The organism is Streptomyces sp. NPDC019937, assembly GCF_040631655.1.
Taxonomy (GTDB): Bacteria; Actinomycetota; Actinomycetes; order Streptomycetales; family Streptomycetaceae; genus Streptomyces.
The window spans coordinates 1-24,223 of the sequence record NZ_JBEYAL010000003.1 but is presented as its reverse complement, the minus strand read 5'-3'; the positions used below and the strand labels follow the sequence as shown (position 1 = coordinate 24,223).

The 24,223-nt window shown below is 74.6% G+C and carries 18 protein-coding genes; 7 read left to right on the top strand and 11 right to left on the bottom strand.

Annotated features, from left to right (window positions below; translation table 11 throughout):
• Window positions 1-37 precede the first annotated feature (37 nt).
• On the top strand, window positions 38-766 hold the full coding sequence (locus ABZ562_RS03280; RefSeq protein ID WP_361473318.1) for a copper homeostasis protein CutC: 729 nt from the start codon (window positions 38-40) through the stop codon (window positions 764-766).
• Window positions 767-878: 112 nt separating this feature from the next.
• Here ABZ562_RS03280 and ABZ562_RS03275 read toward each other — a convergent pair whose 3' ends face one another.
• Window positions 879-2,993: an ATP-binding domain-containing protein gene (locus ABZ562_RS03275; protein ID WP_361474015.1), complete on the bottom strand. Its 2,115-nt coding sequence runs from the start codon at window positions 2,991-2,993 to the stop codon at window positions 879-881.
• 411 nt (window positions 2,994-3,404) lie between these two features.
• Window positions 3,405-5,054 carry a DNA repair helicase XPB gene (locus ABZ562_RS03270; RefSeq protein ID WP_055546617.1) on the bottom strand — a complete coding sequence of 550 codons (1,650 nt, stop codon included), beginning with the start codon at window positions 5,052-5,054 and terminating at the stop codon, window positions 3,405-3,407.
• Window positions 5,055-5,316: 262 nt separating this feature from the next.
• Between ABZ562_RS03270 and ABZ562_RS03265 the strand changes: the two genes are divergently transcribed.
• Window positions 5,317-6,063: a VanZ family protein gene (locus tag ABZ562_RS03265; RefSeq protein ID WP_361473314.1), complete on the top strand. Its 747-nt coding sequence runs from the start codon at window positions 5,317-5,319 to the stop codon at window positions 6,061-6,063.
• 27 nt (window positions 6,064-6,090) lie between these two features.
• Here the strand turns inward: ABZ562_RS03265 and ABZ562_RS03260 are convergent, their stop codons facing one another.
• Window positions 6,091-8,802 (bottom strand): helicase C-terminal domain-containing protein, encoded by a 2,712-nt coding sequence (locus tag ABZ562_RS03260; protein ID WP_361473311.1) that lies wholly within the window; start codon window positions 8,800-8,802, stop codon window positions 6,091-6,093.
• Window positions 8,803-8,915: 113 nt separating this feature from the next.
• Here ABZ562_RS03260 and ABZ562_RS03255 point away from each other — a divergent pair, with 113 nt between their 5' ends.
• The gene (locus ABZ562_RS03255) at window positions 8,916-10,214 is read left to right on the top strand and encodes a hypothetical protein (RefSeq protein WP_361473308.1); all 1,299 of its coding nucleotides are present in this window, start codon (window positions 8,916-8,918) and stop codon (window positions 10,212-10,214) included.
• 78 nt (window positions 10,215-10,292) lie between these two features.
• Here the strand turns inward: ABZ562_RS03255 and ABZ562_RS03250 are convergent, their stop codons facing one another.
• The 3 genes from ABZ562_RS03250 to ABZ562_RS03240 are packed head-to-tail and all read right to left on the bottom strand — an operon-like array spanning window position 10,293 to window position 13,455.
• On the bottom strand, window positions 10,293-11,279 hold the full coding sequence (locus ABZ562_RS03250) for an ABC transporter ATP-binding protein (RefSeq protein ID WP_361473305.1): 987 nt from the start codon (window positions 11,277-11,279) through the stop codon (window positions 10,293-10,295).
• Complete coding sequence (locus tag ABZ562_RS03245) at window positions 11,276-12,424, bottom strand: iron ABC transporter permease (RefSeq protein WP_361473302.1); 1,149 nt, start codon at window positions 12,422-12,424, stop codon at window positions 11,276-11,278. The genes ABZ562_RS03250 and ABZ562_RS03245 overlap by 4 nt, the downstream gene beginning before the upstream one ends.
• The gene (locus ABZ562_RS03240; RefSeq protein ID WP_361473299.1) at window positions 12,421-13,455 is read right to left on the bottom strand and encodes an iron ABC transporter permease; all 1,035 of its coding nucleotides are present in this window, start codon (window positions 13,453-13,455) and stop codon (window positions 12,421-12,423) included. The genes ABZ562_RS03245 and ABZ562_RS03240 overlap by 4 nt, the downstream gene beginning before the upstream one ends.
• A gap of 91 nt (window positions 13,456-13,546) precedes the next feature.
• On the opposite strand from ABZ562_RS03240, the gene ABZ562_RS03235 reads away from it, so the two are divergent.
• Window positions 13,547-14,266 (top strand): HAD family hydrolase, encoded by a 720-nt coding sequence (locus tag ABZ562_RS03235; RefSeq protein WP_361473297.1) that lies wholly within the window; start codon window positions 13,547-13,549, stop codon window positions 14,264-14,266.
• 16 nt (window positions 14,267-14,282) lie between these two features.
• Here ABZ562_RS03235 and ABZ562_RS03230 read toward each other — a convergent pair whose 3' ends face one another.
• Window positions 14,283-14,603: a hypothetical protein gene (locus tag ABZ562_RS03230; RefSeq protein ID WP_361473295.1), complete on the bottom strand. Its 321-nt coding sequence runs from the start codon at window positions 14,601-14,603 to the stop codon at window positions 14,283-14,285.
• Window positions 14,604-14,748: 145 nt separating this feature from the next.
• Between ABZ562_RS03230 and ABZ562_RS03225 the strand changes: the two genes are divergently transcribed.
• Entirely contained in the window at window positions 14,749-15,132 is a 384-nt protein-coding gene (locus tag ABZ562_RS03225) for a cold-shock protein (RefSeq protein WP_361473292.1), read from the top strand.
• A gap of 37 nt (window positions 15,133-15,169) precedes the next feature.
• Here the strand turns inward: ABZ562_RS03225 and ABZ562_RS03220 are convergent, their stop codons facing one another.
• The 4 genes from ABZ562_RS03220 to ABZ562_RS03205 form a co-directional block, all read right to left on the bottom strand.
• The gene (locus ABZ562_RS03220) at window positions 15,170-16,048 is read right to left on the bottom strand and encodes a 1,4-dihydroxy-6-naphthoate synthase (RefSeq protein WP_361473289.1); all 879 of its coding nucleotides are present in this window, start codon (window positions 16,046-16,048) and stop codon (window positions 15,170-15,172) included.
• A complete protein-coding gene (locus ABZ562_RS03215; RefSeq protein ID WP_361473287.1) occupies window positions 16,045-16,824 on the bottom strand; it encodes a futalosine hydrolase in 780 nt (259 codons plus the stop codon). The genes ABZ562_RS03220 and ABZ562_RS03215 overlap by 4 nt, the downstream gene beginning before the upstream one ends.
• Window positions 16,825-16,876: 52 nt before the next feature.
• Complete coding sequence (locus tag ABZ562_RS03210) at window positions 16,877-17,383, bottom strand: hypothetical protein (protein ID WP_361473285.1); 507 nt, start codon at window positions 17,381-17,383, stop codon at window positions 16,877-16,879.
• 137 nt (window positions 17,384-17,520) lie between these two features.
• Window positions 17,521-19,161: an MFS transporter gene (locus tag ABZ562_RS03205; protein ID WP_361473282.1), complete on the bottom strand. Its 1,641-nt coding sequence runs from the start codon at window positions 19,159-19,161 to the stop codon at window positions 17,521-17,523.
• Between the two features lie 391 nt (window positions 19,162-19,552).
• Here ABZ562_RS03205 and ABZ562_RS03200 point away from each other — a divergent pair, with 391 nt between their 5' ends.
• Together ABZ562_RS03200 and ABZ562_RS03195 are read left to right on the top strand one after the other, a co-directional pair.
• Complete coding sequence (locus ABZ562_RS03200; RefSeq protein WP_361473280.1) at window positions 19,553-20,470, top strand: DUF3027 domain-containing protein; 918 nt, start codon at window positions 19,553-19,555, stop codon at window positions 20,468-20,470.
• A gap of 253 nt (window positions 20,471-20,723) precedes the next feature.
• Window positions 20,724-24,041, top strand: a complete 3,318-nt coding sequence (locus ABZ562_RS03195; RefSeq protein ID WP_361474013.1) for a molecular chaperone Hsp90 — start codon at window positions 20,724-20,726, stop codon at window positions 24,039-24,041.
• Window positions 24,042-24,223 lie beyond the last annotated feature (182 nt).

Sequence of the window (24,223 nt, the reverse complement as noted above, 5' to 3'; positions counted from 1 at the left end):
GGTTGCGGGCGGTGGGGGGTGTGGCAAGCTATGCGGCATGTCTAGACCAATTCTCGAGGTTATCGCCCTCCACCCGGAGGACGCGATCGCGGCGGAGGCCGGAGGGGCGGACCGTCTTGAGCTGGTCACCGATATGGCCGCCGATGGGCTGACGCCGTCCCGGGAGACCTTCGCCGCCGTCCGTTCGGCGGTGGATCTGCCGGTGCGGGTGATGCTCCGCGCCTGCGACGGGTTCGCGGCAGGGGACCCCGCGGCCGTCGACGCGCTGTGCCGCAAGGCCGCCGCGCTGCACGCCGAGGGTGCGGACGAGTTCGTGCTCGGCTTTCTCGATGCCGACGGTCTGGCGGACCTGAACGCCATTGCCACCCTGGTCGAGGTCATCGGCGCCGGGCCGGGCGTGGACGAGAGCCGCTGGACCTTCCACCGGGCCATCGACCGTGCCGCCGACCGCGACGTGCTCCGTCGGCAGTTGGCCGGGCTGCCTGGTCTGGATACGTACCTCACTGCCGGTTCCGCCCATGGCGTCGACCACGGGCTGCCGACCCTCCGGGCCGAGGCCGCGCGTGGCGGGGCGCCGGGGTACGAGGCGCGGATCATGGTCGGGGGAGGGCTTCGCCTCGACCACCTCCCCGAGCTGCGCGCCGCGGGCATCACCGCCTTCCACATCGGCAGCGCGGCCCGGCCCGGCGGATGGCACGGCTCGGTGGACGCGGTCGCCGTCGGGCAGTGGCGCCTCGCGCTCGACGCCCCGGTGCCGGTGGGCTGAGCGACCCGGTGCCGGTGGGCTGAGCGGTCCGGTGCCGGGGGTTGAGCGGCCCGGTGCTGGTGTGCTGAGCGGCCCGTTTCGGGCCCGCGCCCATCCCCGCCCACCGCGGGGGCTACGGCGCCAGGCGCTCCGGCAGGGGCGCCGCGTGGATCACCGTCAGGCCCGAGACGGCTCGGGTCAGGGCGACGTACAGGCGGCGCAGGCCGGTGCGTTCGTCGGGTTCGCCGTCGACTACGGCGGCCGGTTCGTCCAGCACCACGTAGTCGTACTCCAGACCCTTCGCCAGCGTCGCGGGCACCAGGGTCAGCCGGGCCTCGGGGCTGGTCTCCTCGCCGGGTGCGAGGTGGGTCAGGCCCTCCGCCGCGAGGGCGGCGGCCAGGGCCGGGATGCGGGCGTCGGCCGCGATGAGGCCGATGGAGCCCTCGTGCGTCAGCGCCTCGTGGCAGGCGGCGATCACGGCCGCGTCGAGTTCCGCCGGATCCACGGCCCGTACGGCGAAGTCGCCCGCCGCCTCGCGGATCGAGGTGGCCTCCGACAGGCCGGGCGCGATGGCGGGCAGCAGCCGCGACGCGTACGCGATCACCTCGCGCGGCACCCGGAAGCCCTGGGTCAGCTCCTCGACGGCGGAGCCGGGCTTGCCCAGGTGGGTGAGGGCCTCCTCCCAGCTGTCCGTGGCCCACGGGGTGGTGCCCTGGGCGAGGTCGCCGAGGATGGTGGCGGAGCCGGTGGTGCAGCGGCGGCCGACGGCGCGGTACTGCATGGGGGACAGGTCCTGCGCCTCGTCCAGGACCACGTGGCCGAGGGAATGCGTGCGTTCGATAAGGTCGGCGGCTTCGTCGACGAGCACCGCGTCCGGCGGGGACCACTTCGCGGACTTCACGCTGCGCGGCGGCTTGGCCCACAGGAGGGCCTTCTGCTCGTCGTCGGTGAGGATGCCGTCGGCGTGAGCGGCGAGGAAGTCGGCGTCGGAGAGCAGCCGCAGCACGAGTTTGGCCGGGTCGACGGGCGGCCAGATGGTCTTGACGGCCGCCTTCACGGCGGGGTTGCGGGCCACCGCGTCCTGCACGCGGTCGTCGGGGGCCTCGCCCGCCTGCTCCATGCGGACGAGGACGGCGTGGGCGATGCGCTGCGGCAGGGCGTCGCGGGCCGCGCCGTAGCGGATGTCACGGGCCAGCAGTTCCGCCACGATCTCCTCGATCTCATACGCCGGTACCCGCCAGCGGCGCGAGCCGCGGACCACGACGCACGGTTCGGTGGGCGGGGTGACGTGCGAACGCAGGGCCCGGCGCAGCACCTCGGCCATGCGGGCGTCGCCCTTGATGCGGGCCACGTCGGCGGGGTCGGCGCCGCGCACCTCGACGCCCGTGGCGGGGCGCGCCACCAGGTCCTCGACGGTGGCCTGGGCGACCTGCAACTCGCCCAGCGCGGGCAGCACTTGCTCGATGTAGTGGAGGAAGGAGCGGTTCGGGCCCACCACGAGGGTGCCGGAGCGGGCCAGCCGCTCGCGGTGGGCGTAGAGCAGATAGGCGACGCGGTGCAGTCCGACCGCCGTCTTCCCGGTGCCCGGCGCCCCTTGGACGCAGACGGTGCCGCCGATTCCGGCGCGGACGATCTCGTCCTGTTCGGGCTGGATCGTCGCGACGATGTCCCGCATGGGGCCGACGCGCGGCCGTTCGATCTCGGACTGGAGCAGCTTGCTGGTCTGCTCTTCCTCGGCGGGGTCGGAGAGCCTTTCGTCCTCGTACGCGGTCAACTCGCCGCCGGTGTAGCCGAAGCGGCGGCGCAGTGCGATGTCCATGGGCGTCTTCTTGGACGCCTGGTAGAAGGGCTGCGAGACGGGGGCGCGCCAGTCGATGACCATGGGGTCGCCGTCGGCGTCGTGCACATGGCGTCGGCCGATGTAGAAAGTGTCCGTCGAGCCGCCTCCGGCGGCGGGCTCGCCGTCGGCCCCCTCCGCCGCTTCCGCGCCCGGTGCGTGCAGATAGTCGAGGCGGCCGAAGAAGAGCGGGGTGTGGGAGAGGTCGGCGAGGGCCTTGATGCGCTCGGCGACCTGGTGGTGCAGGGCCGCGGCGTTGACCCAGTTGGCGGCGACGTCCCGGAGGTCGAGGGCCTCCACGTCGGCGCGCATGGCGCGCAGGGCGGCGCGGGAGGCGGCGAGATGGGCGCGTTCCCGCGCCAGGGGGTTCGCGAGCGGGTCTGACAGCGGGTCGGGCGGGGGGTCTGGCAGCTGGTCGGTCAGCTGGTCCGGCAGCGGTTCCGGCAGCGGGTCTGGCAGGGGTCCTGGCAGGGGTCCTGGCTGGTCAGGGGCGTGCGAGGGCACGGCGTAGCCTCCGGCGGGTACACGAAGCGGGTTGCGGCACGGCGGTGCGTACGTCGGCACGTACGTCAGCGCGTACGTCGGTACGTACCGACGAGATGCCGACCGGTTTCCGTCCGGGCGGCGGCTCTCCCCGGCGGGAGGCGGCAGACGGGGGATTGTAGCCAGGGCGTGGACGGTGCGCGAACGGTTTATGACGCGGCCACGCCTGCCACTGCCATGTGTCTTCCGGCTTCGGATTCTTCCGGGCGGGGGCCGCTGGGGGCAGGGTCGGTCATCACCAGTCGCCCATGACACACGTCATGGGCGCGGGCGGCATCTTCAGACGTCCTCGTCGGCGAGCAGCGCGCTCGCGTCCACGATCCGGTACGCGTACCCCTGCTCGGCCAGGAAACGCTGGCGGTGCGCCGCGAAGTCCTGGTCGATGGTGTCGCGCGCGACGACCGAGTAGAAGACCGCGGGGTGGCCGTCGGCCTTCGGCCGCAGCACCCGGCCGAGCCGCTGGGCCTCCTCCTGGCGGGAGCCGAACGTGCCGGAGACCTGGATGGCGACGGTGGCCTCGGGGAGGTCGATGGAGAAGTTGGCGACCTTCGAGACGACGAGGACGGACAGCTCGCCCTCCCGGAAGGCGTTGAACAGCTTCTCGCGCTGCGCGTTGGTCGTCTCGCCCTTGATCACGGGCGCGTCCAGATGCTCGCCCAGCTCGTCCAGCTGGTCGATGTACTGGCCGATGACCAGCGTCTGCTGCCCTTTGTGCTTGGCCACCAGCGCCTCCGTGATCCGCTGCTTGGAGGCGGTGGTGGCGCAGTAGCGGTACTTCTCCTCGGTCTCGGCGGTCGCGTACGCCAGCCGCTCGGTCTCGGTGAGGTTCACGCGGACCTCGACGCAGTCGGCGGGCGCGATGTAGCCCTGCGCCTCGATCTCCTTCCAGGGCGCGTCGAAGCGCTTGGGGCCGATGAGCGAGAAGACGTCGGACTCGCGGCCGTCCTCCCGTACGAGCGTGGCGGTCAGGCCGAGGCGGCGGCGGGCCTGCAGGTCCGCCGTGAACTTGAAGACCGGCGCGGGCAGCAGATGCACCTCGTCGTAGATGATCAGACCCCAGTCGCGGGAGTCGAACAGCTCCAGGTGCGGATAGATGCCCTTCCGCTTGGTGGTGAGCACCTGGTACGTGGCGATGGTGATCGGGCGGATCTCCTTCCTCGTACCGCTGTACTCGCCGATCTCCTCCTCGGTGAGGGAGGTGCGGCGCATCAGCTCGTGCTTCCACTGGCGGGCCGAGACGGTGTTGGTGACCAGGATCAGCGTGGTCGACTTCGCGGTGGCCATCGCACCCGCCCCGACCAGCGTCTTCCCGGCCCCGCAGGGCAGGACGACGACACCCGAGCCGCCGTGCCAGAACCCCTCGACGGCCTGCGTCTGGTATGGGCGCAGCGCCCAGCCGTCCTCGCGCAGCTCGATGGCGTGCGCCTCGCCGTCCACGTAACCGGCCAGGTCCTCGGCGGGCCAGCCCAGCTTGAGCAGCGTCTGCTTGATCTGGCCGCGCTCGGAGGGGTGCACGACGACCGTGTCCGGGTCGATACGCGCCCCGACCAGCGGCTGGACCCGCTTCGACCGCAGGATCTCCTCCAGCACTGGGCGGTCGCTGGTCTCCAGGACCAGCCCGTGCGTGGGGTGCTTGAGCAGGCGCAGCCGCCCGTAGCGGGCCATCGTCTCGGCGACGTCGACGAGCAGGGCGTGCGGTACGGGGTAGCGCGAGAACTCCACGAGCGCGTCCACGACCTGCTCGGCGTCGTGCCCGGCGGCGCGCGCGTTCCACAGGCCGAGCGGGGTCACCCGATAGGTGTGGATGTGCTCGGGGGCGCGCTCCAGCTCGGCGAAGGGAGCGATGGCGCGGCGGCACGCTTCCGCCTGCTCGTGGTCGACCTCGAGCAGGAGCGTCTTGTCGCTCTGGACGATGAGCGGTCCGTTCACGCGCCTGAGTCCTTTCGTGTCGCCGGGGGCCTTCGGGTCGCCGGGGCCAAAGCCCCAGTGTCCCTCATCGGCCGGGCAAGGCGGAGGGCCACAGGGATACTCCGCACGGCTAGGGGCAAGCGGGGACACAGAAGAGGGCCGGAACGAGGGTGGGAGGTAGGTCCCTGTGATCAGCATCGCTGGGTGGGAGATCCGGCGGACGATGAAGCGGACGCCGACGAAGAGCGCGTCTACGAAGAGCGCGTCTACGAAGAGTGCGTCTATGAAGGGCGCGCCGACGAAGAGTGCGACGGGTGCGAAGGGTGCGACGGGCACTTCGAAGGGGAAGGCCGGGGCGTCGGCCGACGCGAAGTTGCCGGGCGCGAAGAAGAAGCCGGGTGGCGCGGCGGCCGGGGCGGCGAAGAAGAAGCCGTTCGGCGCGCCCGCCAAGAAGACCGGCGCGGCGGCCGCCAAGGCTGCCGGCCGTAAGCCGCAGGGCTCACCCGCCCCCTCCGCGCCCTCGGCGTCCCCGCCCCTGCAGCGCGATTCGTTCGGTTCCCGCGCCGGGCGGGTGCTGGTGCTGCTGCTGGCGTTCGTCTGCATGGTCGGGTTCGCGGCGGCGCTCGCCAAGGCCACCCTCGTACCGTCGCCGGGGTCCAGCGACCTCGTGCACACCAATCTGCGCCCGGGTGATTCACTGCGCGCCTACCTCGACCAGCCCGCCTTCCGGGACACCGTGAAGCAGATCGGCGGCAACGTGCTGCTCGGCGCGCCCTTCGGGGTGCTGCTGCCGATGCTCGTGCCGAAGGCGCGGGGCGCGGTGCGGGTGGTGTTGGTGACGTCGTTGGTGATGGTGCTGGTCGAGACCGCACAGGGCGCGATCGTCGAGGGCCGGGCCTTCGACGTCGATGACGTCATCCTGAACACCTCGGGCGCCCTGCTCGGCTACGTCCTCATCGGCCGCCGCCTCGGTCATGCCCTTCACCCGCGCCGTCGGCACTGGTGGCAGCGGCGGGACAGCTCCGCCTGACCCGGCGGTCTCCTTGGCCCGCTTCGCCTAGCCCGGTTCGTCGGCCAGTTCCGCGACGCCGGTGATGCGGTGGAGGGGGTACGTGCGGACCTCGTCGGCGGTGTGGTCGTACGCCGTGACGTAGCCGCCCTCGACGCGAACCGGCGCGATTACGCGCTGGCTGGCGGCGCCATCCGCGTTGACGTAGCCGATCCAGACGGCGGAGCCGGTGAGGGCGGCGGCCTGCATGGTGGCGAGGGTGTCGGCGGAGGTGGTGCGGGGGAGACGGCCGCCGGTTGCAGGAGCAGAGGTGGCGGCCGTGGCATCCGCGGTAGCCGGGGGCTTGTGGGGCGCGGTCGCGGCGAGGTCGCCGGCGCGGATGGCGCGTACCGCCGCGCCCAGCAGGGTGGCGTCGGGGACGGGCGGGCCGTCCGGGACCGGCGCGGGGGGCGTACGGGGCGGGGTGCGCTGGGCCTCGGCGCGGGTGACCAGGACATCGCCCTCGGCGGATTCGGCGGCCGGTGCGTACCCCATGGCGCGCAACCCCTCCAGCAGCGCGTCCGGCGGTGCCTGGGCGGCCAGCACGGTGGGGGCGAGGCGGCGCAGCCGCAGCCCCGAGGAGCGGCGGTCGGCCAGGATCTCGGCGAGCAGGGCCTCGTCGTCGCAGCGCAGATAGGCGGAGGCCGCGCCGATGCGGAGGTGTCCGTGCTTACGGGCGATGTCGTCGATCAGGTACGTGAGGGGCTGCGGCACCGGGGTGCGGGAGTGCGCGGCGAGGAAGGTGTGCAGGTCGTCGGCGGCCTGCCCGGCGTCGAGCGCGCGGCGTACGGAGGCGGGCGTGAAGCGGTAGACCGTCGCGCCGCCCTTGGACTCGACCTCGGCGAGGATGCCGAGCGCGTCGGCGAGCGGCCGCTCCAGCGGGCCGGGGGCGACTGCGGTCAGGTCGGCCTGGAGGAGCACGTGGTCGAGGGGTTCGGGGAGCAGCGGGGCGAGGAGCCGTCCCGCCTCGGCGGCGAGCGCGGCGGCCTCGGCGGGGGTCGTGGTCGCTTCGGCCGTCCCGGCCGCCGGGCCGAGGAGCGCGCGGCCGTGGGCGGAGAGCGCGGCGCGGCCCGTGACGCCGAGCAGTTCGGCCTCGCCGAGGGTCCAGCGCGCCAGCCGCGACCGTAGATCGTTTCTGGGGGCGGGGGAGGGGGCGGTCAGCCCCGCGGCCCCCGCAGAGGCCGCCGCTCCGGCCGGGGCTCGGTGGGCCGGCCGTTCCCAGCGGAGCCGGGCCAGCAGCGTGTCGGGGTCGGGGGCGGCGCCGGGTGGGAGGGTGGCGAGGAGTTCGAGGACCCGGCGGCGGACCTCGGGGGCCGGGGAGCGGTCCAGGTCGGTGCCGAGGGCGGAGAACGTACGGCCCCTGGAGTCACGCCCGCCGACCAGGCCCGACGTACGGGTCGCGGCGAGCCAGGCGGTGGCGAGCGCGGCCCAGCGCTGTTCGGCGGGGAGCCGCAGCCAGTCGTCGTACGCGGGGGTGGGCGCGTACCGCTCGTCGGTCTCACCGTCGGAGGCCAGCAGTCCGGCCGCGTACGCCAGCTCGATCCAGAAGGCGGCCACCGGCTCGGAGACGTCGAGCGCGACGGCGGTCCGCTTGAGGTCGCGCACGCTCAGCCCGCCCGCGCGCAGCACCGGCGGCCCGGCGCTCTCCCATTCGCCCAGCAGCTCCTCGACGGTGGCCAGGGCGGTGAACGCCTGCCCGGCCGCCGCTTTGTCCACAGCCTGTGGATCGTGCTGGGCGGTGGACGCCAGCGGCGGGGCCACCGGCTCGGGGACGCGGTGGGCGCGGCCGCCGCGCAGATGCAGGGCGACCTCGCGGGGCAGGACGACGTTGCGCGGCCCGGACGGCAGCAGCAGACCGCGGTCCAGCAGCCAGGCGACGGGCGGGGTGGGGGAGGCGACGGACACCTCCCCGTACGGCGGGCCCCAGGTCAGCTTGGCGAGCACGGCCGCAGCGTCGTCGGGTGCCCCGGCGAGCAGCGCCGCCATCCGGTCGCGGTCGTCGAACAGCTCGGTCAACGAGGCGACGGCCGTCACCGGATCGTGGGTGGCCGGAAGCCCGGCCGCCGCCAGCAGTTCCTGAAGCCGACCCGGTGACATCCCGGCCGTGGCCTCGTGCACGGTGGGCCCGAGCCCGGTCGGGGAGGGGGAGGCGGGGGAGGGGGCGAGCAGTTCGCGGGCGGTACGGACCAGGCGGAGCCGGTCGTCCCCGCCCCAGACCAGCGCCTGCGCGCGCAGCGTGGCGACGGCGCGCGGCAGCTCGGCGGCGACCCGGTCGCGGAGCGCGGCGGCGGGGGCAGCGGGCTCGGGGTCGTCGGCGGCGGGGGCAGCGGCAGCGGGGGCAGCGGCAGCGGGGTCATCTACGGCAGGGGCAGCGGTAGCGGGGGCAGCGGCGGCGTCGTCCCCCGTCATCAGGGCGCTCAACGTCTCGTACGGGCACGGGTCCGGCGCGACCGCCAGGGCCTCGGCGGTCTGGAGGGCGAAGCGGTCGAGCCGTTCGACCGCCCGTACGGCCGAGGCGCGGGTGCCCGCCCGGGTGGCGAGCTGGGTGAGGTCGCCCGGGACGGGGGACAGCAGGTCGGGGCGGGCGCGCAGCAGCGCGGCGAGGGCTTCGTCGGGGCGCGTGCGCAGCTCCTCGGCCAGCGTGCGGGGCGCCGCGCGGCCGCTGGCGTCTGGGCCGGTCCCTGCGGTCACGCATGCCTCCCGATTACGCGAGCTGCTCATTCGATCCACACTACCCGGGGGTGCCGGGCGTCGGGGGTGCGGCGGAATCCAGCCTCCGCACGGTACCGTCGTGCCGTCTGGCACGCCGACCATGCGCATTCTCAGGGGTCTTGGTGGGGATCGAGAGCGAAAAGCTCGTCTACGACTATCTGAGCCGTGTCGGGGACCTGGCTCAGCAGCAGGGTCTGCCGTCCGGCGAACGGATGCGGCTGGTCTCCGGACTGCGGGCCGATATCGACCACCGGCGGTCGACGGGCGGTACGGACAGCCCGGCCGGGGTGAAGCGGATTCTGGCCAAGCTGGGCACGCCCGCCGAGGTGGTCGCCGCCGCGGGCGGTTCCGGTGGGGCGGGCGGCTCCGGTGGGGCAGGTGGGTCCGGCACGGCGGCCGGTTCCGGTGGCTCCGGCGGTTCCGGTGGCTCCGGTGGCGGGCTGGCTGGGGAGAGTACGCGTACGTCGGGTGCGGCGCGGGCGGCCCGCGACAAGTTGGCCGGGCTCGCCGAACGCACCGGCCTCAGCAACAAGGTGCCCTCGCCGCGCGAGCCGAACGGCACGTCGGGCGGCACATCGGGCGGTGACACCCCGCTCTCCCTCGCCAAGCACATGCCCGTGACCCCCGAGGCGCCGGAAACGACCCGGGCGAAGCCCCCCGGCCGCTCGCCCGCCGCCGCGTCCCCGCCTCATCTGGCGGGTGAGGACGAGTTGGGCCCGCGCGAGTCCAACCCCGACTGGTGGCACGTGGAGCCCGGCCCGTTCGCCCAGCCCGAGCACCCGGACGGCCAGTTCGGCTTCGTCGAGGGATTCGTCGGCGGTATCGAACTGCCCGAACTGCTCGGCAACGGCAAGACGGCCGAGCAGGAGCAGCGGGAGAAGCGGGAGGCCGAGAAGCGCGCGGCGGAGGAGGCGGCCGAGGCCGAAGCGGCCGAGGCGGTCGAGGACGCCGGGGCGGACACCGGAGGGAAGGGGCCGCGCCGACGCGGCCTGGTGCGCCGTACCCTGCTCGGCCCCGGCAAGTCCGCCGGGGCGGAGGGCGGCACCGGCACGGCGGGCGCCCGGGCCGGTTGGGCGGCGGGACTCAGCCCGGTGCTGCTGCTCGCGATCGCGCTGCTCGTCGCGGGCGCCGTGATCGGCAACATCGTCCTGCTCGCCTTCGGCTGGGTGCTCACGTACAGCACCGGCAAGCTGTCCCGCGCCGAGGCGAAGTGGGCGGTGATGGGCATGCCCGGTCTCGTGGCGGCCGGGGCGATGGTCTGGCTGTGGGGCCGGACCAGCGGCAAGTGGGGCGACCCGATCCCGGAGGACGGGATGAAGGACGTGCTCACCGAGACCTGGCCGGTGGTCGTGCGCGGCGCGGCCGTCGCCACGGTGCTCTTCCTGTTGTGGCGGGCGCGCCGCCGCGGCGGAACCGGCTAGCGGCGCTCGGCTGCCGCGGCAGCCCCTCCCCGCGGCAGCCCCCTAGCCGCGCTCGGCCCTGACCGTCGCGGCAGCTCCCTAGCCGCGCTCCGCCCCTACCGCCGTGCCGTCTGCCGCCGCGTTGTCCCCCGCCGCCGCGTTGTCCGCTGCCGTGCCGTCCCCCGCCGCCGCGTTGTCCGTCCCCGCGCCCGCCGCCGCGCCGTCCCCCGCACGATCGTCCCCCGCCGCGTCGTCCGCCGGCCGTTCCGGCTGCCAGGGCGCGCCCGGGACGACGAGGGGGCTGCCCGCCACCGGGTCCGGTACGACGACCGACTCCAGCCCGAACACCTCCCGCACCAGCTCCGCCGTGACCACCTCCGACGGGCGCCCGCGGGCGACGACGCGCCCCGCCTTCATCGCGATCAGGTGGTCCGCGTACCGCGCCGCCTGGTTGAGGTCGTGCAGGACGGCCACCACCGTGCGGCCGCGCTCGTGGTTGAGCTGGCGGACCAGGTCCAGCACCTCCACCTGGTGGGAGATGTCCAGGTACGTCGTCGGCTCGTCCAGCAGCAGGAGGCCGGTCTCCTGCGCGAGCGCCATCGCGATCCAGACGCGCTGCCGCTGGCCGCCGGACAGCTCGTCCACCAGCCGGTCGGCGAGCGCCGTCACGTCCGTACGCTCCATCGCGTCGCCGACCGCGCGCTCGTCCTCGTCGGACCACTGCTGCCACCAGTGCTGATGTGGCTGGCGGCCGCGCGAGACGAGGTCGGCGACGGTGATCGCGTCGGGGGCGACCGGGGTCTGCGGGAGGAGGCCGACCGACTGGGCGATCTTCTTGGTGGGGATGCGGGCGAGATCCGTCCCGTCGAGGAGGACGGCGCCGCCGCGCGGCTTGAGGAGACGGCCGAGGGCGCGCAGCAGGGTGGATTTGCCGCAGGCGTTGGGGCCGACGATGACCGTGACCTCGCCGTCGGGTATCACCAGGTCGAGGCCGTCCACGACGGTCCGGTCCTCGTAGGCGAGGGTCAGTTCGCGGGCGGCGAGCCGGCCAGAGGTGGCCCCGGACGTGGATGGTGATGCGGTCATGCCGTGGTGCCTCCGTTGCGGCCGCTGCGGCCACGTCCCCCGGACGTCAGCAGCAGGTGGATCAGATACGGGGCGCCGACCGCGGCGGTCAGCACCCCCACCGGCAGTTCGGTCGGCGCGAACAGCTTGCGCGCCAGCAGATCGGCGGCGACGACGATGAACGCGCCGGTCAGCGCCGAGCACAGGAGCGGGATCTGCGCGGTACGGGTCATGCGGCGGGCGATCTGCGGGGCGAGCAGCGCCACGAAGTCGACCGGGCCCGCCGCGCCCGTCGCCATCGCGGCGAGGACGATGCCGAGGGTGGCGAGCCCGAGCCGTACCCGCCCGAGCCGTACGCCCAGCGCGGTCGCGGTGTCGTCGTCCATCGAGACGATGCGCTGTGCCCGCGCCGCCCACAGGACGGCGGGCAGCAGGACCAGCAGCGCCCAGCCGAGCGGGGTGGCCTCGTCCCAGCCGCGCCCGTTGAGGGAACCGGTCATCCACACCTTGGCCTGCTGGGCGACGAGATAGTCGCCCTTGGTGAGGAAGAGCTGGGTGATGGAGCGCAGCGCGACGGCGAACCCGATGCCGATGAGGACGAAGCGGGTGGCCTGGAGACCGCCGCGCCAGGCGAAGGCGTAGACGAGGGCGGCGGCGGCCAGGCCGCCCGCGACGGAGACGTACGGCAGCACGCTGAAGGCCGTCACGCCGTACGTCATCGCCCCGACGGTGACCGCGCTCGCGCCCTGGGTGACGCCGATGATGTCGGGGCTGGCGAGCGGGTTGCGGGCCACGGTCTGGATGAGCGCGCCCGCGATGCCGAAGGCCGCGCCGACCAGGAGGCCGAGGGTCATGCGGGGGAGCCGGAGGGTGCCGACGACGAGGTCGTTCGGGGTGGGCTGCCCGATGCCGTACTGGGTGTGCAGGACGGCCTTCACGGCGTCGGCGGGGCCGATGAGGCTTTCGCCGAGGCACAGGTACGCGACGCTCACGGCCGCCGTGGCGGCGGCCAGCGTGAGCGCGACGACGGCGGCGCGGCGGTGCAGCAGGAACGAGGCGCGGCGGCCGGTGCGCAGCAGGCCGTAGCCGACGGGACGGGCGACGGGGCGGGCGGGACGGCCAGGGCGGGCGGTTCGTTCCACCACGCCGCTCTCGACCGGGCTCATGCCGTCACCGTCCTGCGCCGCACCAGCGTGACCAGGAACGGGACGCCGATCAGGGCCGTCATGACGCCCGCCGGGACCTCGCTCGGGGGGAAGACGAGGCGGCCCACCACGTCCGATATCAGCAGCATCACCGGGCCGATCAGGGCGGCCATCGGGAGCACCCAGCGGTGGTCCGTCCCCACCACCGCGCGCGCGAGGTGCGGGACGGCGAGGCCGACGAAGGCGATCGGGCCCGCGGCGGCCACGCCGACGCCGGTGAGGACCGTGGCGCCGAGGCCCGCGAGGACGCGGACGACGGCGATGTTCTGGCCGAGCCCCTTCGCGACGTCCTCGCCGAGCGCCAGCGCGTCCAGGCCGCGGGCGACCGCGGCCACCAGCACCGTGCCCACCAGCAGGAACGGCCAGATCTGGCCGACGATCTCGGCGTCGCGCCCCGCGAGTGAACCGATCTGCCAGAACCGGAACTCGTCCAGCGCCGCGGCCTTCGTCGTCAGCACGCCCGAGGTGATGGACACCAGCAGGGCGTTGACGGCGGCCCCGGAGAGCGCGAGCTTGACCGGGCTCGCGCCGCCCCGCCCGCCGGCGGCGATGGCGTAGACGGCGACCGAGGCGAGGCCCGCGCCCGCGAACGCGAACCACACGTACCCGGTGAGCGTGTGCACCCCGGCGAAGGCGATCGCGAGGACGACCCCCACCGAGGCGCCCTGGCTGATGCCGAGCACCCCGGGGTCGGCGATCGGGTTGCGGGTGACGCCCTGCATCACGGTGCCCGCCAGGGCGAGCGCCGCGCCGACCATCAGGCCGACGACGGTACGCGGCAGCCGCAGCGACCGCACGATGTCGGCCGCGTCGCTCGTGCCCCCGTGCAGCAGCGCGTCCAGGACCTGGCTCGGCGCGATCTGGCGGCTGCCGAGGGCGAGGCTGAGCAGCACCGCGAAGAGGAGGGCGACGACGGCCGCGGTCGTCCAGCCGATACGGCGCCGGACCAACGCGGCTCTGGGACTTCGGCTGCTGGTCCGGTCGGCAGACATCGCTTCCGTTCGCTCGTTCGGTTCTCGCGCGTGAGGTCGTCGTAGGTTAGGCGAGGCTAAGTGTATGCAAGGGCCAGGCACAATGACGGGCATGGCTTCGCACACCGCTTCGCACCTCGCACCGGGCACCGCAGCAGCTACCGCAACAACCACCGCACCGAGCACCGCAACAAGCGCCGCAACAACCACCGCACCGAGCACGCAGACGCTGACCGTCGGCTTCGACCTCGACATGACGCTCATCGACTCGCGCCCCGGCATCAAGGCCGCCTACGAGGAGCTGTCCGCCCGGACCGGAACCCCCATCGACGCCGAACTCGCCATCACCCGGCTCGGCCCGCCGCTGGAACAGGAGCTGGCGCACTGGTTCCCGGACGAGCGGATCGAGGAGATGGGCGATCTGTACCGGGAGCTGTACCCGGAGTTCGCGATCGCCCCGACCCTCGCCATGCCCGGCGCCCGGGAGGCGATGGCGGCGGTGCGACGGGCCGGCGGGCGCGCCATCGTCGTCACGGCGAAGCACGAGCCGAACGCCAAGCTGCACCTGAGCCATCTGGGCATCGAGGCGGACGCGGTCATCGGCTGGCTGTGGGCGGAGGCCAAGGCGGAGGCGCTGCGCGAGTACGGGGCGTCGGTGTACGTCGGGGACCACACCGGTGACGTACGGGGCGCGCGGACGGCGGAGGCGCTGTCGGTGGCGGTCGCCACCGGGCCGTGCGCCGCGGAGGAACTGCGCGAGGCGGGGGCGGATGTCGTGCTGGACGACCTGACCGCGTTCCCGGCGTGGCTGGAGGCCCACACCGCCGCCTGACCCCGCGCCGGGGGAGTTATGAACCGTTACGCGCGGCCCGCGCGATCTGCGCGACCCGCGCGGCCTCCCGCCGCTGCGCCGCGATCGACCGCAGCATCCCGGCCGCCGCGAGCGCGAAGCCGACGCCCATCAGCATGCACACGAAGTACGCCACCGACGGCAGCGGATCGGCGCCCAGGAACAGGGGCGCGACGGTGGCGAGGGTGGCGACCGCGCCGACGGCGAAGACGATCACGCCGATGCGTACGAGCCGGTCGCCGGGCGCGCTCTCACCGGTTCCACGGTGCGGGGTTTCGTTGCTCACCGCTCCAGGGTAGATCGGTGCCAGAGCGCGCATACCAACCACCCGGAACCACCCGGGTACGTCTTGTCACCAGGCTCGGGACCATTAGCCTTGGTGGTGGCGGGTCTTACGACCCGCTGTAGTGCTATCCAGAGCTGTTTTCCGTGTTTTCCGACGAGCGACGAGGACGAGGACAGACGTGCCTACCGGCAAGGTCAAGTGGTTCAACAGTGAGAAGGGCTTCGGCTTTCTCTCCCGCGATGACGGCGGTGACGTCTTCGTGCACTCGTCGGTGCTTCCGGACGGCGTGGACGCGCTGAAGCCGGGGCAGCGCGTTGAATTCGGTGTCGTGGCGGGAAACCGCGGTGACCAGGCACTTTCGGTGACGCTTCTCGACCCGGCGCCGTCCGTGGCGGCCGCTCAGCGGCGTAAGCCGGATGAGCTGGCCTCGATCGTCCAGGATTTGACCACGCTGCTGGAGAACGTGGCGCAGCAGTTGGAGCGGGGCCGTTATCCCGACAAGGCGCACGGCCACAAGATCGCGGGGATGCTGCGGGCGGTGGCCGATCAGCTCGATGTCTGAGGCATAAGCCGCTCCCATAAGCGAACGTAAAAGCGAATTACGCGAATTCCAGCGCGTCCGGGCCGAGGGGCGGTACGAGTCCCTCGGCCGCCGCGCGCGTGAGCAGACCGCGCACCGCCGCGTAACCGTCCTCGCCCAGGTCCGCGGTGAACTCGTTCACGTACAGCCCGATGTGCTGGTCCGCGACGCGCGGGTCCATCTCCTGGGCGTGCTCCAGGACATACGGACGCGACGCCTCCGGGTCGTCCCACGCCATCCGGACCGACGTACGAATGGTCTCGGCCAGCTCCCGCAGCCGCTCCGCGCCCAGCGAGCGCTTGGCGATGATCGCGCCGAGCGGGATGGGCAGCCCGGTGGTCAGCTCCCAGTGCTCGCCCATGTCAGCGAGGCAGTGCAGCCCGTAATTCTGGTAGGTGAACCGGGCTTCGTGGATGACGAGTCCGGCGTCGACCAGGCCGTCCCGTACCGCGGGCATGATCTCGTGGAACGGCAGCACCCGAATCTCCCCGACCCCGCCCGGCACCTCGTCGGCGGCCCACAGCCGGAAGAGCAGATACGCGGTCGAACGCTCGCTCGGCACCGCGACCGTCTTCCCCGCGAGGTCCTTCGCCGCGCCCGGCTCCCTGGTGAGTACGAGCGGGCCGCAGCCGCGCCCGAGCGCCCCGCCGCACGGCAGCAGCGCGTACTCCTCCAGCACCCAGGGCAGCACCGCGTACGACACCTTCAGCACGTCGGACTCGCCGCGCTCGGCCATCCCGTTGGTGATGTCGATGTCGGCGAACGTGACGTCCGGTGCGGGGGCGCCCGGGATCCGGCCGTGCGCCCAGGCGTCGAAGACGAAGGTGTCGTTCGGGCAGGGCGAGTAGGAGATGGTGAGCGGCTGGGCTGCCGACTGGGTTTCTGCCGACGGGGTCACTGCTGACTTCCTTCCAGATCCAAGTCCGGGGCGGCGTCCGGGTGCGGGGTGCGGAGGGCGGTGACGAGGGCGGGCACGGCCCGTGCGAACGCCTCCGCCAGGGCGTCCAGGGCCTCGCCGATGCGCCAGGCCGCCCGGTCGCGCGGGCCGACCGGGTTGGAGACGGCCCGCACCTCCAGTACGGGCACGGCCTGGGCGGCGGCCGCCTCGGCCACCCCGAAGCCCTCCATCGCCTCGGCGGCGGCGTGCGGATGGCGCCGCATCAGCGCGTCGGCCCGCTCGGCGCTGCCGGTCACGGTCGACACGGTGAGCACGGTGCCGCGTACGGCCCCGGTCGCCGCGGCGACGGCGGCGACGAGCGCGGGCGGCGGCCGGTGTTCGGCGGTTCCGAAGCCGAGTTCGGTGACGGCGGCGAAGCCGTCGGGGGTCTCGGCCCCCAGGTCGGCGGCGGCGACGGCCTCGGCGACCACGACGGAGCCCAGCGGGGAGCGGGGCGCGAAACCGCCGCCGATACCGGCCGATACGGCGAGGTCGTACGGGGCCCCTCGGACGGCGGCGACGGTCAGCGCGGTGGCGGTCCCGGCCGCCGCCGCGGCCGGGCCGACCCCGGCGGCCAGCACGTCGACGGTGAGCGGCGGCCCGTCGGGGCCGCCCACCTCCAGCCGGTGCAGCACCCCGCCCGGCACGGCGACTTCGGCCACCTCGGCGGGATCAGCCGTACCGCGCACCACGGCGTCCCGTTCCGCGGGTACGGCGGTGACGATGAGTACGCGCATCAGCGCCTCCCGGCTGTCGTGCCGCGAACCGAGTGAACGAGGCGAGGTGACGTCAGCTGTCCCGTTCGAGCTTGAAGCGCCAGATGCCCTTCACGCCCTGGGTGCCGTCGCCGAGCTGGGCGACGGTGATGGTGACGCTCTTGGACATGGTGGTCTGCCCGGTCTGCGGGTTCTGCTGCGCGAAGAGCGTGTCGCTGTCGAAGCTGCGGTACGTCTCCTTGCTCGCCTCGGCCATGACCGGGTTGTTGGCGATCAGACCCCAGCTGGAGTCGGCGATCTCCGGGTCCACCCCGATCCGCACCTTGTCCCCGGCGCCCACCTTGACGGTCTCGGCGGGCTTGGCGGACAGGCACTTCTTGAACGTGCCGGAGCCGAGGTTCTTTCCGTCGCCGAAGCAGCCCTTGCTCGCTTCCGCCGTCACGGTGCTCGAACCGACCGTCACCGTCGCGAGCGGAGTCGGCTTGTCGCAGGCGGAGAGGGCGATGAGCCCGAGGGCAACGGCGCAGGCGGCGGTGGTGGCGCGGCGGCCCTTGCCCCTGGAAAACAGCGCAGCGGTCATGCGGGCAGGCTATCGGGCCCTTCCGGCCGCCCGGCGCCGGGGTGGCGCATTCGCGGCGCCCGGCCTCGCCCGCCTGCACGGACCCACGCCCGTCCGTACGGACCGGGGACGTCACGCCGCCCGTACGGAACCGGGGGTCACGCCACCCGGGGGCGCGCGGCGGTGCCCCGGGCCGCGGACAGCAGCCCCCGGACGCTCACGGCCGCGCCCAGGGCGATCATCGCCGCGGCGGCCGCCATGCCCACCACCCCGCTCAGGGGCAGCGAGATGCCCACCGCGCCGCCGACCACCCACGCCATCTGCAGGGTGGTCTCGGAGCGGGAGAACGCCGACGTGCGGACCTCTTCCGGTACGTCCCGCTGGATCAGCGCGTCCAGCGACAGCTTGCCCAGCGCCAGCGAGATGCCCGCGGCCGCGGCCACGGCGGCGACCGTCACCGTGCCGTACAGCACCGCCGCGAAGACGGCCACGCCGAGGGCCGAGGTCAGCACCACGGCGATGATCCGCTCCGGGCCGCGCGCCCGCAGCCAGGCGCCGATCGCCGTGCCCAGCGCGTTGCCGCCGCCCGCCGCGACCGCGACCAGGCCGAGCGAGAACTCGGGGGACAGCCCGCCCACCGGATGCTCGCGGAGCAGGAACGCGAGGTAGAGGGTGAGGAATCCGGACAGCGCCTTCAGCGAGGCGCAGGCCTGGAGGGCGTGCAGGACGGACGGGCCGACCGTCCGCAGCCCGGGCTTCTTGCCGCGCCCGGCCCACCCCCCGGCGATCCCCCGGCCGAAGCCGAACATCCCGCCGAATCCCCGGCCGAACCACCGCCCGCCGCCGGACCGCCGCCCGCCGCCGGACCGCCGCCCGCCGCCGGACCGCCGCTCGGCACCGGCGAACCGCCCGGCACCGGCGAACCGCCCGGCGCCGCAGAACCGCCCACCACCCGGGCCCGGGCTCGCGGTGCCGCCCGGTTTCGGGTCGGCGACCGTCACCACCGTCGGCGCCTTCGCGGGCACCGCCTCCGGCGCCGCCGCGCGGTGCCCGAAGTGGTGCTCGCCCGATGTCAGCCGCGCCTTGGCCTCGCCCTTCGACGAATCCACCTTGTGCGGCAGGGTGAAGGACAGGAACGCCCCGCCCATGAAGATCACGAACGCCCCGTACAGCGGCCAGCCCGGTCCCACCTGATGCAGCCCGGCGCCCACCGGGGCCGCCGCGCCGGTCGCCAGCAGCCCGGCCAGGGTCACCCGGGAGTTCGCCTTGACCAGCGAGAAGCGGGGCGGCAGCAGCCGCGGCACGACGGCCGATCTGACGACCCCGTACCCCTTGGACGCCACCAGCACGCCCAGCGCCGCCGGATACAGCTCCAGGCCGCCGCCCACCACCGCGCCCGCCATGGTCAGCGCGAGCAGCGCGCGGGTCAGCATCGAGCCCGCCATCGCCGCGCGGCGGCCGTGCGGGATACGGTCCAGCAGCGGGCCGACCACGGGCGCGAGCACGGCGAACGGGGCCAGCGTGATCGCCAGGTAGAGGGCGACCCGGCCGCGCGCCTCGTCCGTCGGCACCGAGAAGAAGACCGTCGAGGCGAGCGCGACCGTGATCAGCATGTCACCGGCCGAGTTGACCGCGTGCAGCTCGATCAGCTTGCCGAGCCCGGACTCACCCGCCCCGTGGGCGTGGGTGGCCCGCCGGATGCCGCGGCCGGTCGCGGTGAACGGCAGATGGAGGGCGCGGCCGAGCAGGCGGCCCGATCGTCTGATCGGACCGCCGTCGTGGAACCGCATGCCTGCCACCCGACCATGGTGCCGCCAAGCCGCCCGCAACGTGAGACCTACGACGGCTTTCCGGCCATGACTCCCTCTTCTCCCACCCGCGCAAACCCTTCTGGCCAGCGGAAACGACCATCCGGCGGGTGGGTGCACGAACGCCGGACATGAGACGGGGGTGGGGGCGGCGCGGCCGGACAAGGTAGCGTGCGTTACGCGCCATCCACGGTCGTTCCTGGCCATGCGCCGAGTCGCCATCCCGCAGAATGGGACGTACAAGGTGCGCCCGAGGCCGGATCGGGTGCGGACGTCGACGCGGTCCTACGGTCCGCTCCGTCCGCAGTCCCGCCGTCCGGCCGTACGGCTGGCGCACTCGTCAGACGACGGCTGAGACGGCGTGGAAGAGAGAATCGATCCTGTGAGTGCTGCGATGCGGAGCCGTACCCCCGACCGCCTGTGCGCCGAGGCGGTCGAACTCGCCCGCGAGGCGGCGGCGGAAGCGGCCCACCCGGGGACGGTCGGCGAGCACGTGGGCGCGGTCGCCGAGGGCGACCGCGTCGTCACGCATTTCTTCGAGAGCGCCGAGGCGGGCTATCGCGGCTGGCGCTGGGCGGTCACCGTCACCCGCGCCTCCCGCGCGAAGATCGTCACCTTGGCCGAGACCGTGCTGCTCCCCGGCCCCGACGCGCTGCTCGCGCCGGAGTGGGTGCCGTGGAGCGAGCGGCTGCGCCCCGGCGACATGGGCCCGGGGGATCTGCTCCCCACCGAGGCCGACGACCTGCGCCTGGAGCCCGGCTACTCGGGCGAGGACGTCCCGCCGCCCAACTCCGCCGTATCCGAGGAGATGCAGCAGCTCGCGGCGGTGGAGGAGGCCGATGTGACGGCCGGTCCGCCGTCCGCCCAGTCGGCCGTGCCCCGCACCGGCACCATCGCGGCCCTCGCCGAGGAGCTGGGCATGCGCCGCGCCCGGGTGCTGTCCCGCTACGGGCTGCACGTCGCCGCCGACCGCTGGGACGAGGCGTACGGCGCCAAGTCCTCGATGGCGCAGGCGGCCCCCGGCACGTGCGTGAGCTGCGGCTTCCTGATGCCCCTCGCGGGCTCGCTGAAGCAGGCGTTCGGTGTGTGCGCCAATGAGTTCAGCCCGGCGGACGGCCGGGTCGTCTCCCTGGCGTACGGCTGCGGCGCCCACTCCGAGGCGGCCGTCATGCCCAAGCCCCCGCGTCCGGCCGCGCCGGTGGTCGACGAGACGGTCGTCGAACCGATGCCCCTCCACCCGGACCGCACCGGCGGCTCCGTGGAGCCGGACGCCCCGGCGGAGGAGCTGGGCCACTCCTGAGCCCTCCCGGGACGACCGGCGCCCGCGCCGGTCGCGCCGGTCGTACCGGTCGCGCCCGTCGCGCCCGTCGCGCCCGTCACACCTGCCCCGCCCCGCCCGCCCCGCCGCATTGGCCATGGTCGCGGCGTTGGTCGCGTTCGCCGCGGGAGGGCGGAACGCGTGCGTGCCCGCGATAGGGGTACGTTCGCGGTCTAGCAATGTGGAATGTGGGGGCACCCACAGGACCCGGAGGCGATACGTGAGCAGCACGGCGATGGTGCGAGGCGCGACCGAGGACGTGGACCCCTTCGGGACCGCGCGGCTGCGGCGCGGCGTGCTGGACGCCTGGGCCGCGTCGCCCGCCCGCTTCCGGGAGGACGCCAACGCGGAGGAGGACCTGGCGCTCGGCGGCCACCGCGACCGGCTGGTCGTGGAGCTGGCCCAGAACGCGGCCGACGCCGCCGCCCGCATCGGCGCCCCCGGGCGGCTGCGGCTGACGCTGCGCCCGGCGACCGACGGCGAACCGGCCGTGCTGGTCGCCGCCAACACCGGCGCCTCGCTGGACGCCGCCGGGGCCGAGTCGCTGTCCACGCTGCGCGCGTCCGCCAAGCGGGACGAGGACCCGGGGCGGGCCGTGGGCCGGTTCGGCGTCGGCTTCGCGGCGGTGCTCGCGGTGAGCGACGAGCCCGCGGTCGTGGGCCGTTCGGGCGGGGTGCGCTGGTCGCTGGCGGAGGCCCGCGAACTGGCCCACAAGGCGGCGCTGCGCAGCCCCGGCCTCGCCGACGAATTGCGCCGCCGCGACGGTCACGTACCGCTGCTGCGGCTGCCGCTGCCCGCCGAGGGCTCCGCGCCCGAGGGGTACGACACGGTCGTGGTGCTGCCGTTGCGCGACGGCGCCGCGCTGGACGTGGCGGAGCGGCTGCTGGCGGCGGTGGACGACGCGCTGCTGCTGACCCTGCCGGGGCTGGCCGAGGTCGTGGTCGAGACGGCCGAGGGCGTACGGACGCTGCGGCGCCGCGAGGAGGGCCCGTACGCGGTCATCGAGGACGAGACCGACCAGAGGGACCAGACCGGCCAGACCGGCCAGACCGGCCGCCGTACGACGCGCTGGCGCACCGAGCGCGCGAGCGGCCGGCTGGACCCGGAACTGCTCGCCGACCGCCCGGTGGAGGAGCGGCTGCGCCCGGTGTGGTCGGTGACCTGGGCGGTGCCGGTGGACGCGGAGGGCGCGCCGGTGCGGCCCGCGACGGCGCCGGTCGTGCACGCGCCGACGCCGACCGACGAGCCGCTGGGGCTGCCCGCGCTGCTGATCGCCTCGTTCCCGCTGGAGCCGACCCGCCGTCACACCGCGCCCGGCCCGCTCACCGCGTTCCTGGTGGAGCGCGCGGCCGAGGCGTACGCGACCCTGCTGCGCGACTGGCATCCGGTGGGGACGGGCACGATCGGCCTGGTCCCGGGCCCGCTGGGCAAGGGCGAGCTGGACGGGGAGCTGCGGGCGCGGGTGCTGGAGCGGCTGCCGCGGGTGCCGTTCCTGCCGAGCGCGGCCGCGCCGGACACGCTCGAACCGGAGGCGGCGGCTCCGGACGCGGACGCGGGCCTCGGCCGGGACGCCGCGATCCTCGCGCGCGGCACCTTCGAGGGCGAGCCGTACGCGCTGCGCCCCCGGGACGCGGAGATCGTGGAGGGTGCGGGCGCGGAGACCGTGGAGGTGCTGGCCGAGCTGTTCCCGACGCTGCTGCCCGCCGGGCTCGAGCGGCGGCAGGAGCTGCGGGTGCTGGACGTGGCCCGGGTGCCGCTGGGCGAGGTGATCGACCGGCTGGCGGGCGTCGAGCGCGCCCCGGTCTGGTGGCGGCGGCTGTACGACGCGCTGGCCGGTACGGACCCGGACCGGCTGAGCGGGCTGCCGGTGCCGCTGGCGGACGGCCGGACGACGATCGGGCCCCGGCAGGTGCTGCTGCCGCTGCCGGGCGACGTCGACGGCGAGACCCGCACGGAAGGCGGCGAGACCGGCGAGGGCTCGGCGGGCGAGACCCACCGCACCCTGGCCCGCCTCGGCCTGAAGGTCGCGCATCCGGAGGCCGCGCATCCGCTGCTGGAGAAGCTGGGCGCGACCCCCGCCACCCCGCGCGCGGTGCTGACCACCCCGCAGGTGCGGGCGGCCGTCGCGCATTCGCTGGAGGCGGAGGACGACTACGACCCGTATCTGGAGGAGGGCGCGGCGCCCGGCGCCGCGCTGGATCCGGACACCCTGGCCGACACGGTGCTCGGGCTCGTCCAGCAGGCCCGGCTGGCGCCCGGCGACGAGCCGTGGCTGGCCGCGCTCGCGCTGCCGGACGAGGACGGCGAGCTGGCGCCCGCAGGTGAGCTGGTCTTTCCCGGTGGTGCCTTCGAACAGGTGATGCGGGAGGGCGAGCTGGCCGCGTGCGACGCGGACCTCGCCGAGCGCTGGGGCGAGGAGCCGCTGGCCGCGGTGGGCGTGCTGGCCGGTTTCACCCTGGTCCGGGCGGCCGACGTGGTGCTGGACCCGGACGAACTGGAACCGCGCGAGGGTGACTTCGCCGAGCCGGACGACGTCGGCGTGCTGGACGCCGTGGACGTGTGGTGCGAGGACGCGCTGGACCGGCTGCCGGAGACCCCGGTGCCGCCGGTGGCCACCGAGATCGTCGCCGTGCGTGACCTTGACCTGGTGGACGACGACGCCTGGCCGCGCGCGCTGGCGATGCTCGCCCAGCCGCCGCTGCGTGATGCCCTGACCGCGCCGGTGCGCGTGCTGCTGCCGGACGGCACGACGGAGTCGGTGCGCTCGTACACCGCGTGGTGGCTGCGCGGCCACCCGGTGCTGGACGGCCGCCGCCCCGCCGGGCTGCGCGCGGCCGGCGGCGATCCGCTGCTGGCCGGGCTGTACGAGGCGGTGGACGCGGCCGGGTTCGAGGACGAGCAGGTGCTGCGGGCGCTCGGCGTACGGACCTCCGTGGCGGCGCTGCTGGACGAGCCGGGCGGCGCGGCCGAGCTGCTGGCGCGGCTGGCCGACCCGGACCGCCCGGTGACCCCGGCCCAGCTGCACGCGCTCTACGGCCTGCTGGCGGACCTCGACCCCGAGCAGGTGACCCTGCCGGACGAGCTGCGCGCCGTGGTGGACGGCGAGCCGCGGGTGGTCGACGCGGACGGGGTGCTGGTCGCCGACGCGCCGGACCTGATGCCGCTGGCCGAGGCGGACGGCCGCGCCCTGCTGCCGGTGCGCCCGGCGCGGGCGGCGGAGCTGGCAGAGCTGTTCCAGGTGCGGCGGCTGAGCGAGGCGTACCCGGCCCCGGTGACCTCGCGGGGCGAGACCCACGACGTCCCGGCGGCGGTCCGGGAGCTGCTTCCGGACGCGCCGCTGTCGTACGTCGAGCACGAGGAGCTGCTGATCGAGGGCGGCACCGAGCTGGACTGGCGCTATGTGAACAGCACGCTGCACGCCTCGACGGTGGAGGGCGTGGCGGCGGGCCTGTCCTGGGCGGCGGGCCACTGGGCCCGCCGCTTCGAGGTGGCGGCCCTCCTGGAGGACCTCACCCGCACCGAGGAACTGGCCCGGGCCCGCTGGTTCGACTAGGGGGTGTCGTGTGGATCATGCCGGGCTCCCGACGCCGCTGTGACATCAGCCGCTGCCGCGGCGGGCGGCACCTCGCGGCGGCGGCGGCGTCGCACGCAGCGCCGCCGCGCTCTCCTCACGCGGGTTGCGAGGCTCCCCCAGCTACCGCTGGGAGGTGCCCCCTGCACCAGACGCCGCTCGCT

Bases quoted from the DNA above. Each gene is read 5' to 3' on its own strand.
- ABZ562_RS03280 (WP_361473318.1), top strand. From the start codon at position 38: ATGTCTAGACCAATTCTCGAGGTTATCGCCCTCCACCCGGAGGACGCG.
- ABZ562_RS03195 (WP_361474013.1), top strand. From the start codon at position 20,724: ATGGTGCGAGGCGCGACCGAGGACGTGGACCCCTTCGGGACCGCGCGG.
- ABZ562_RS03240 (WP_361473299.1), bottom strand. From the start codon at position 13,455: ATGTCTGCCGACCGGACCAGCAGCCGAAGTCCCAGAGCCGCGTTGGTC.
- ABZ562_RS03250 (WP_361473305.1), bottom strand. From the start codon at position 11,279: ATGACCGCATCACCATCCACGTCCGGGGCCACCTCTGGCCGGCTCGCC.
- ABZ562_RS03210 (WP_361473285.1), bottom strand. From the start codon at position 17,383: ATGACCGCTGCGCTGTTTTCCAGGGGCAAGGGCCGCCGCGCCACCACC.
- ABZ562_RS03245 (WP_361473302.1), bottom strand. From the start codon at position 12,424: ATGAGCCCGGTCGAGAGCGGCGTGGTGGAACGAACCGCCCGCCCTGGC.
- ABZ562_RS03260 (WP_361473311.1), bottom strand. From the start codon at position 8,802: ATGAGCAGCTCGCGTAATCGGGAGGCATGCGTGACCGCAGGGACCGGC.
- ABZ562_RS03265 (WP_361473314.1), top strand. From the start codon at position 5,317: ATGAAGGGCGCGCCGACGAAGAGTGCGACGGGTGCGAAGGGTGCGACG.
- ABZ562_RS03215 (WP_361473287.1), bottom strand. From the start codon at position 16,824: ATGCGCGTACTCATCGTCACCGCCGTACCCGCGGAACGGGACGCCGTG.
- ABZ562_RS03235 (WP_361473297.1), top strand. From the start codon at position 13,547: ATGGCTTCGCACACCGCTTCGCACCTCGCACCGGGCACCGCAGCAGCT.
- ABZ562_RS03230 (WP_361473295.1), bottom strand. From the start codon at position 14,603: ATGCGCGCTCTGGCACCGATCTACCCTGGAGCGGTGAGCAACGAAACC.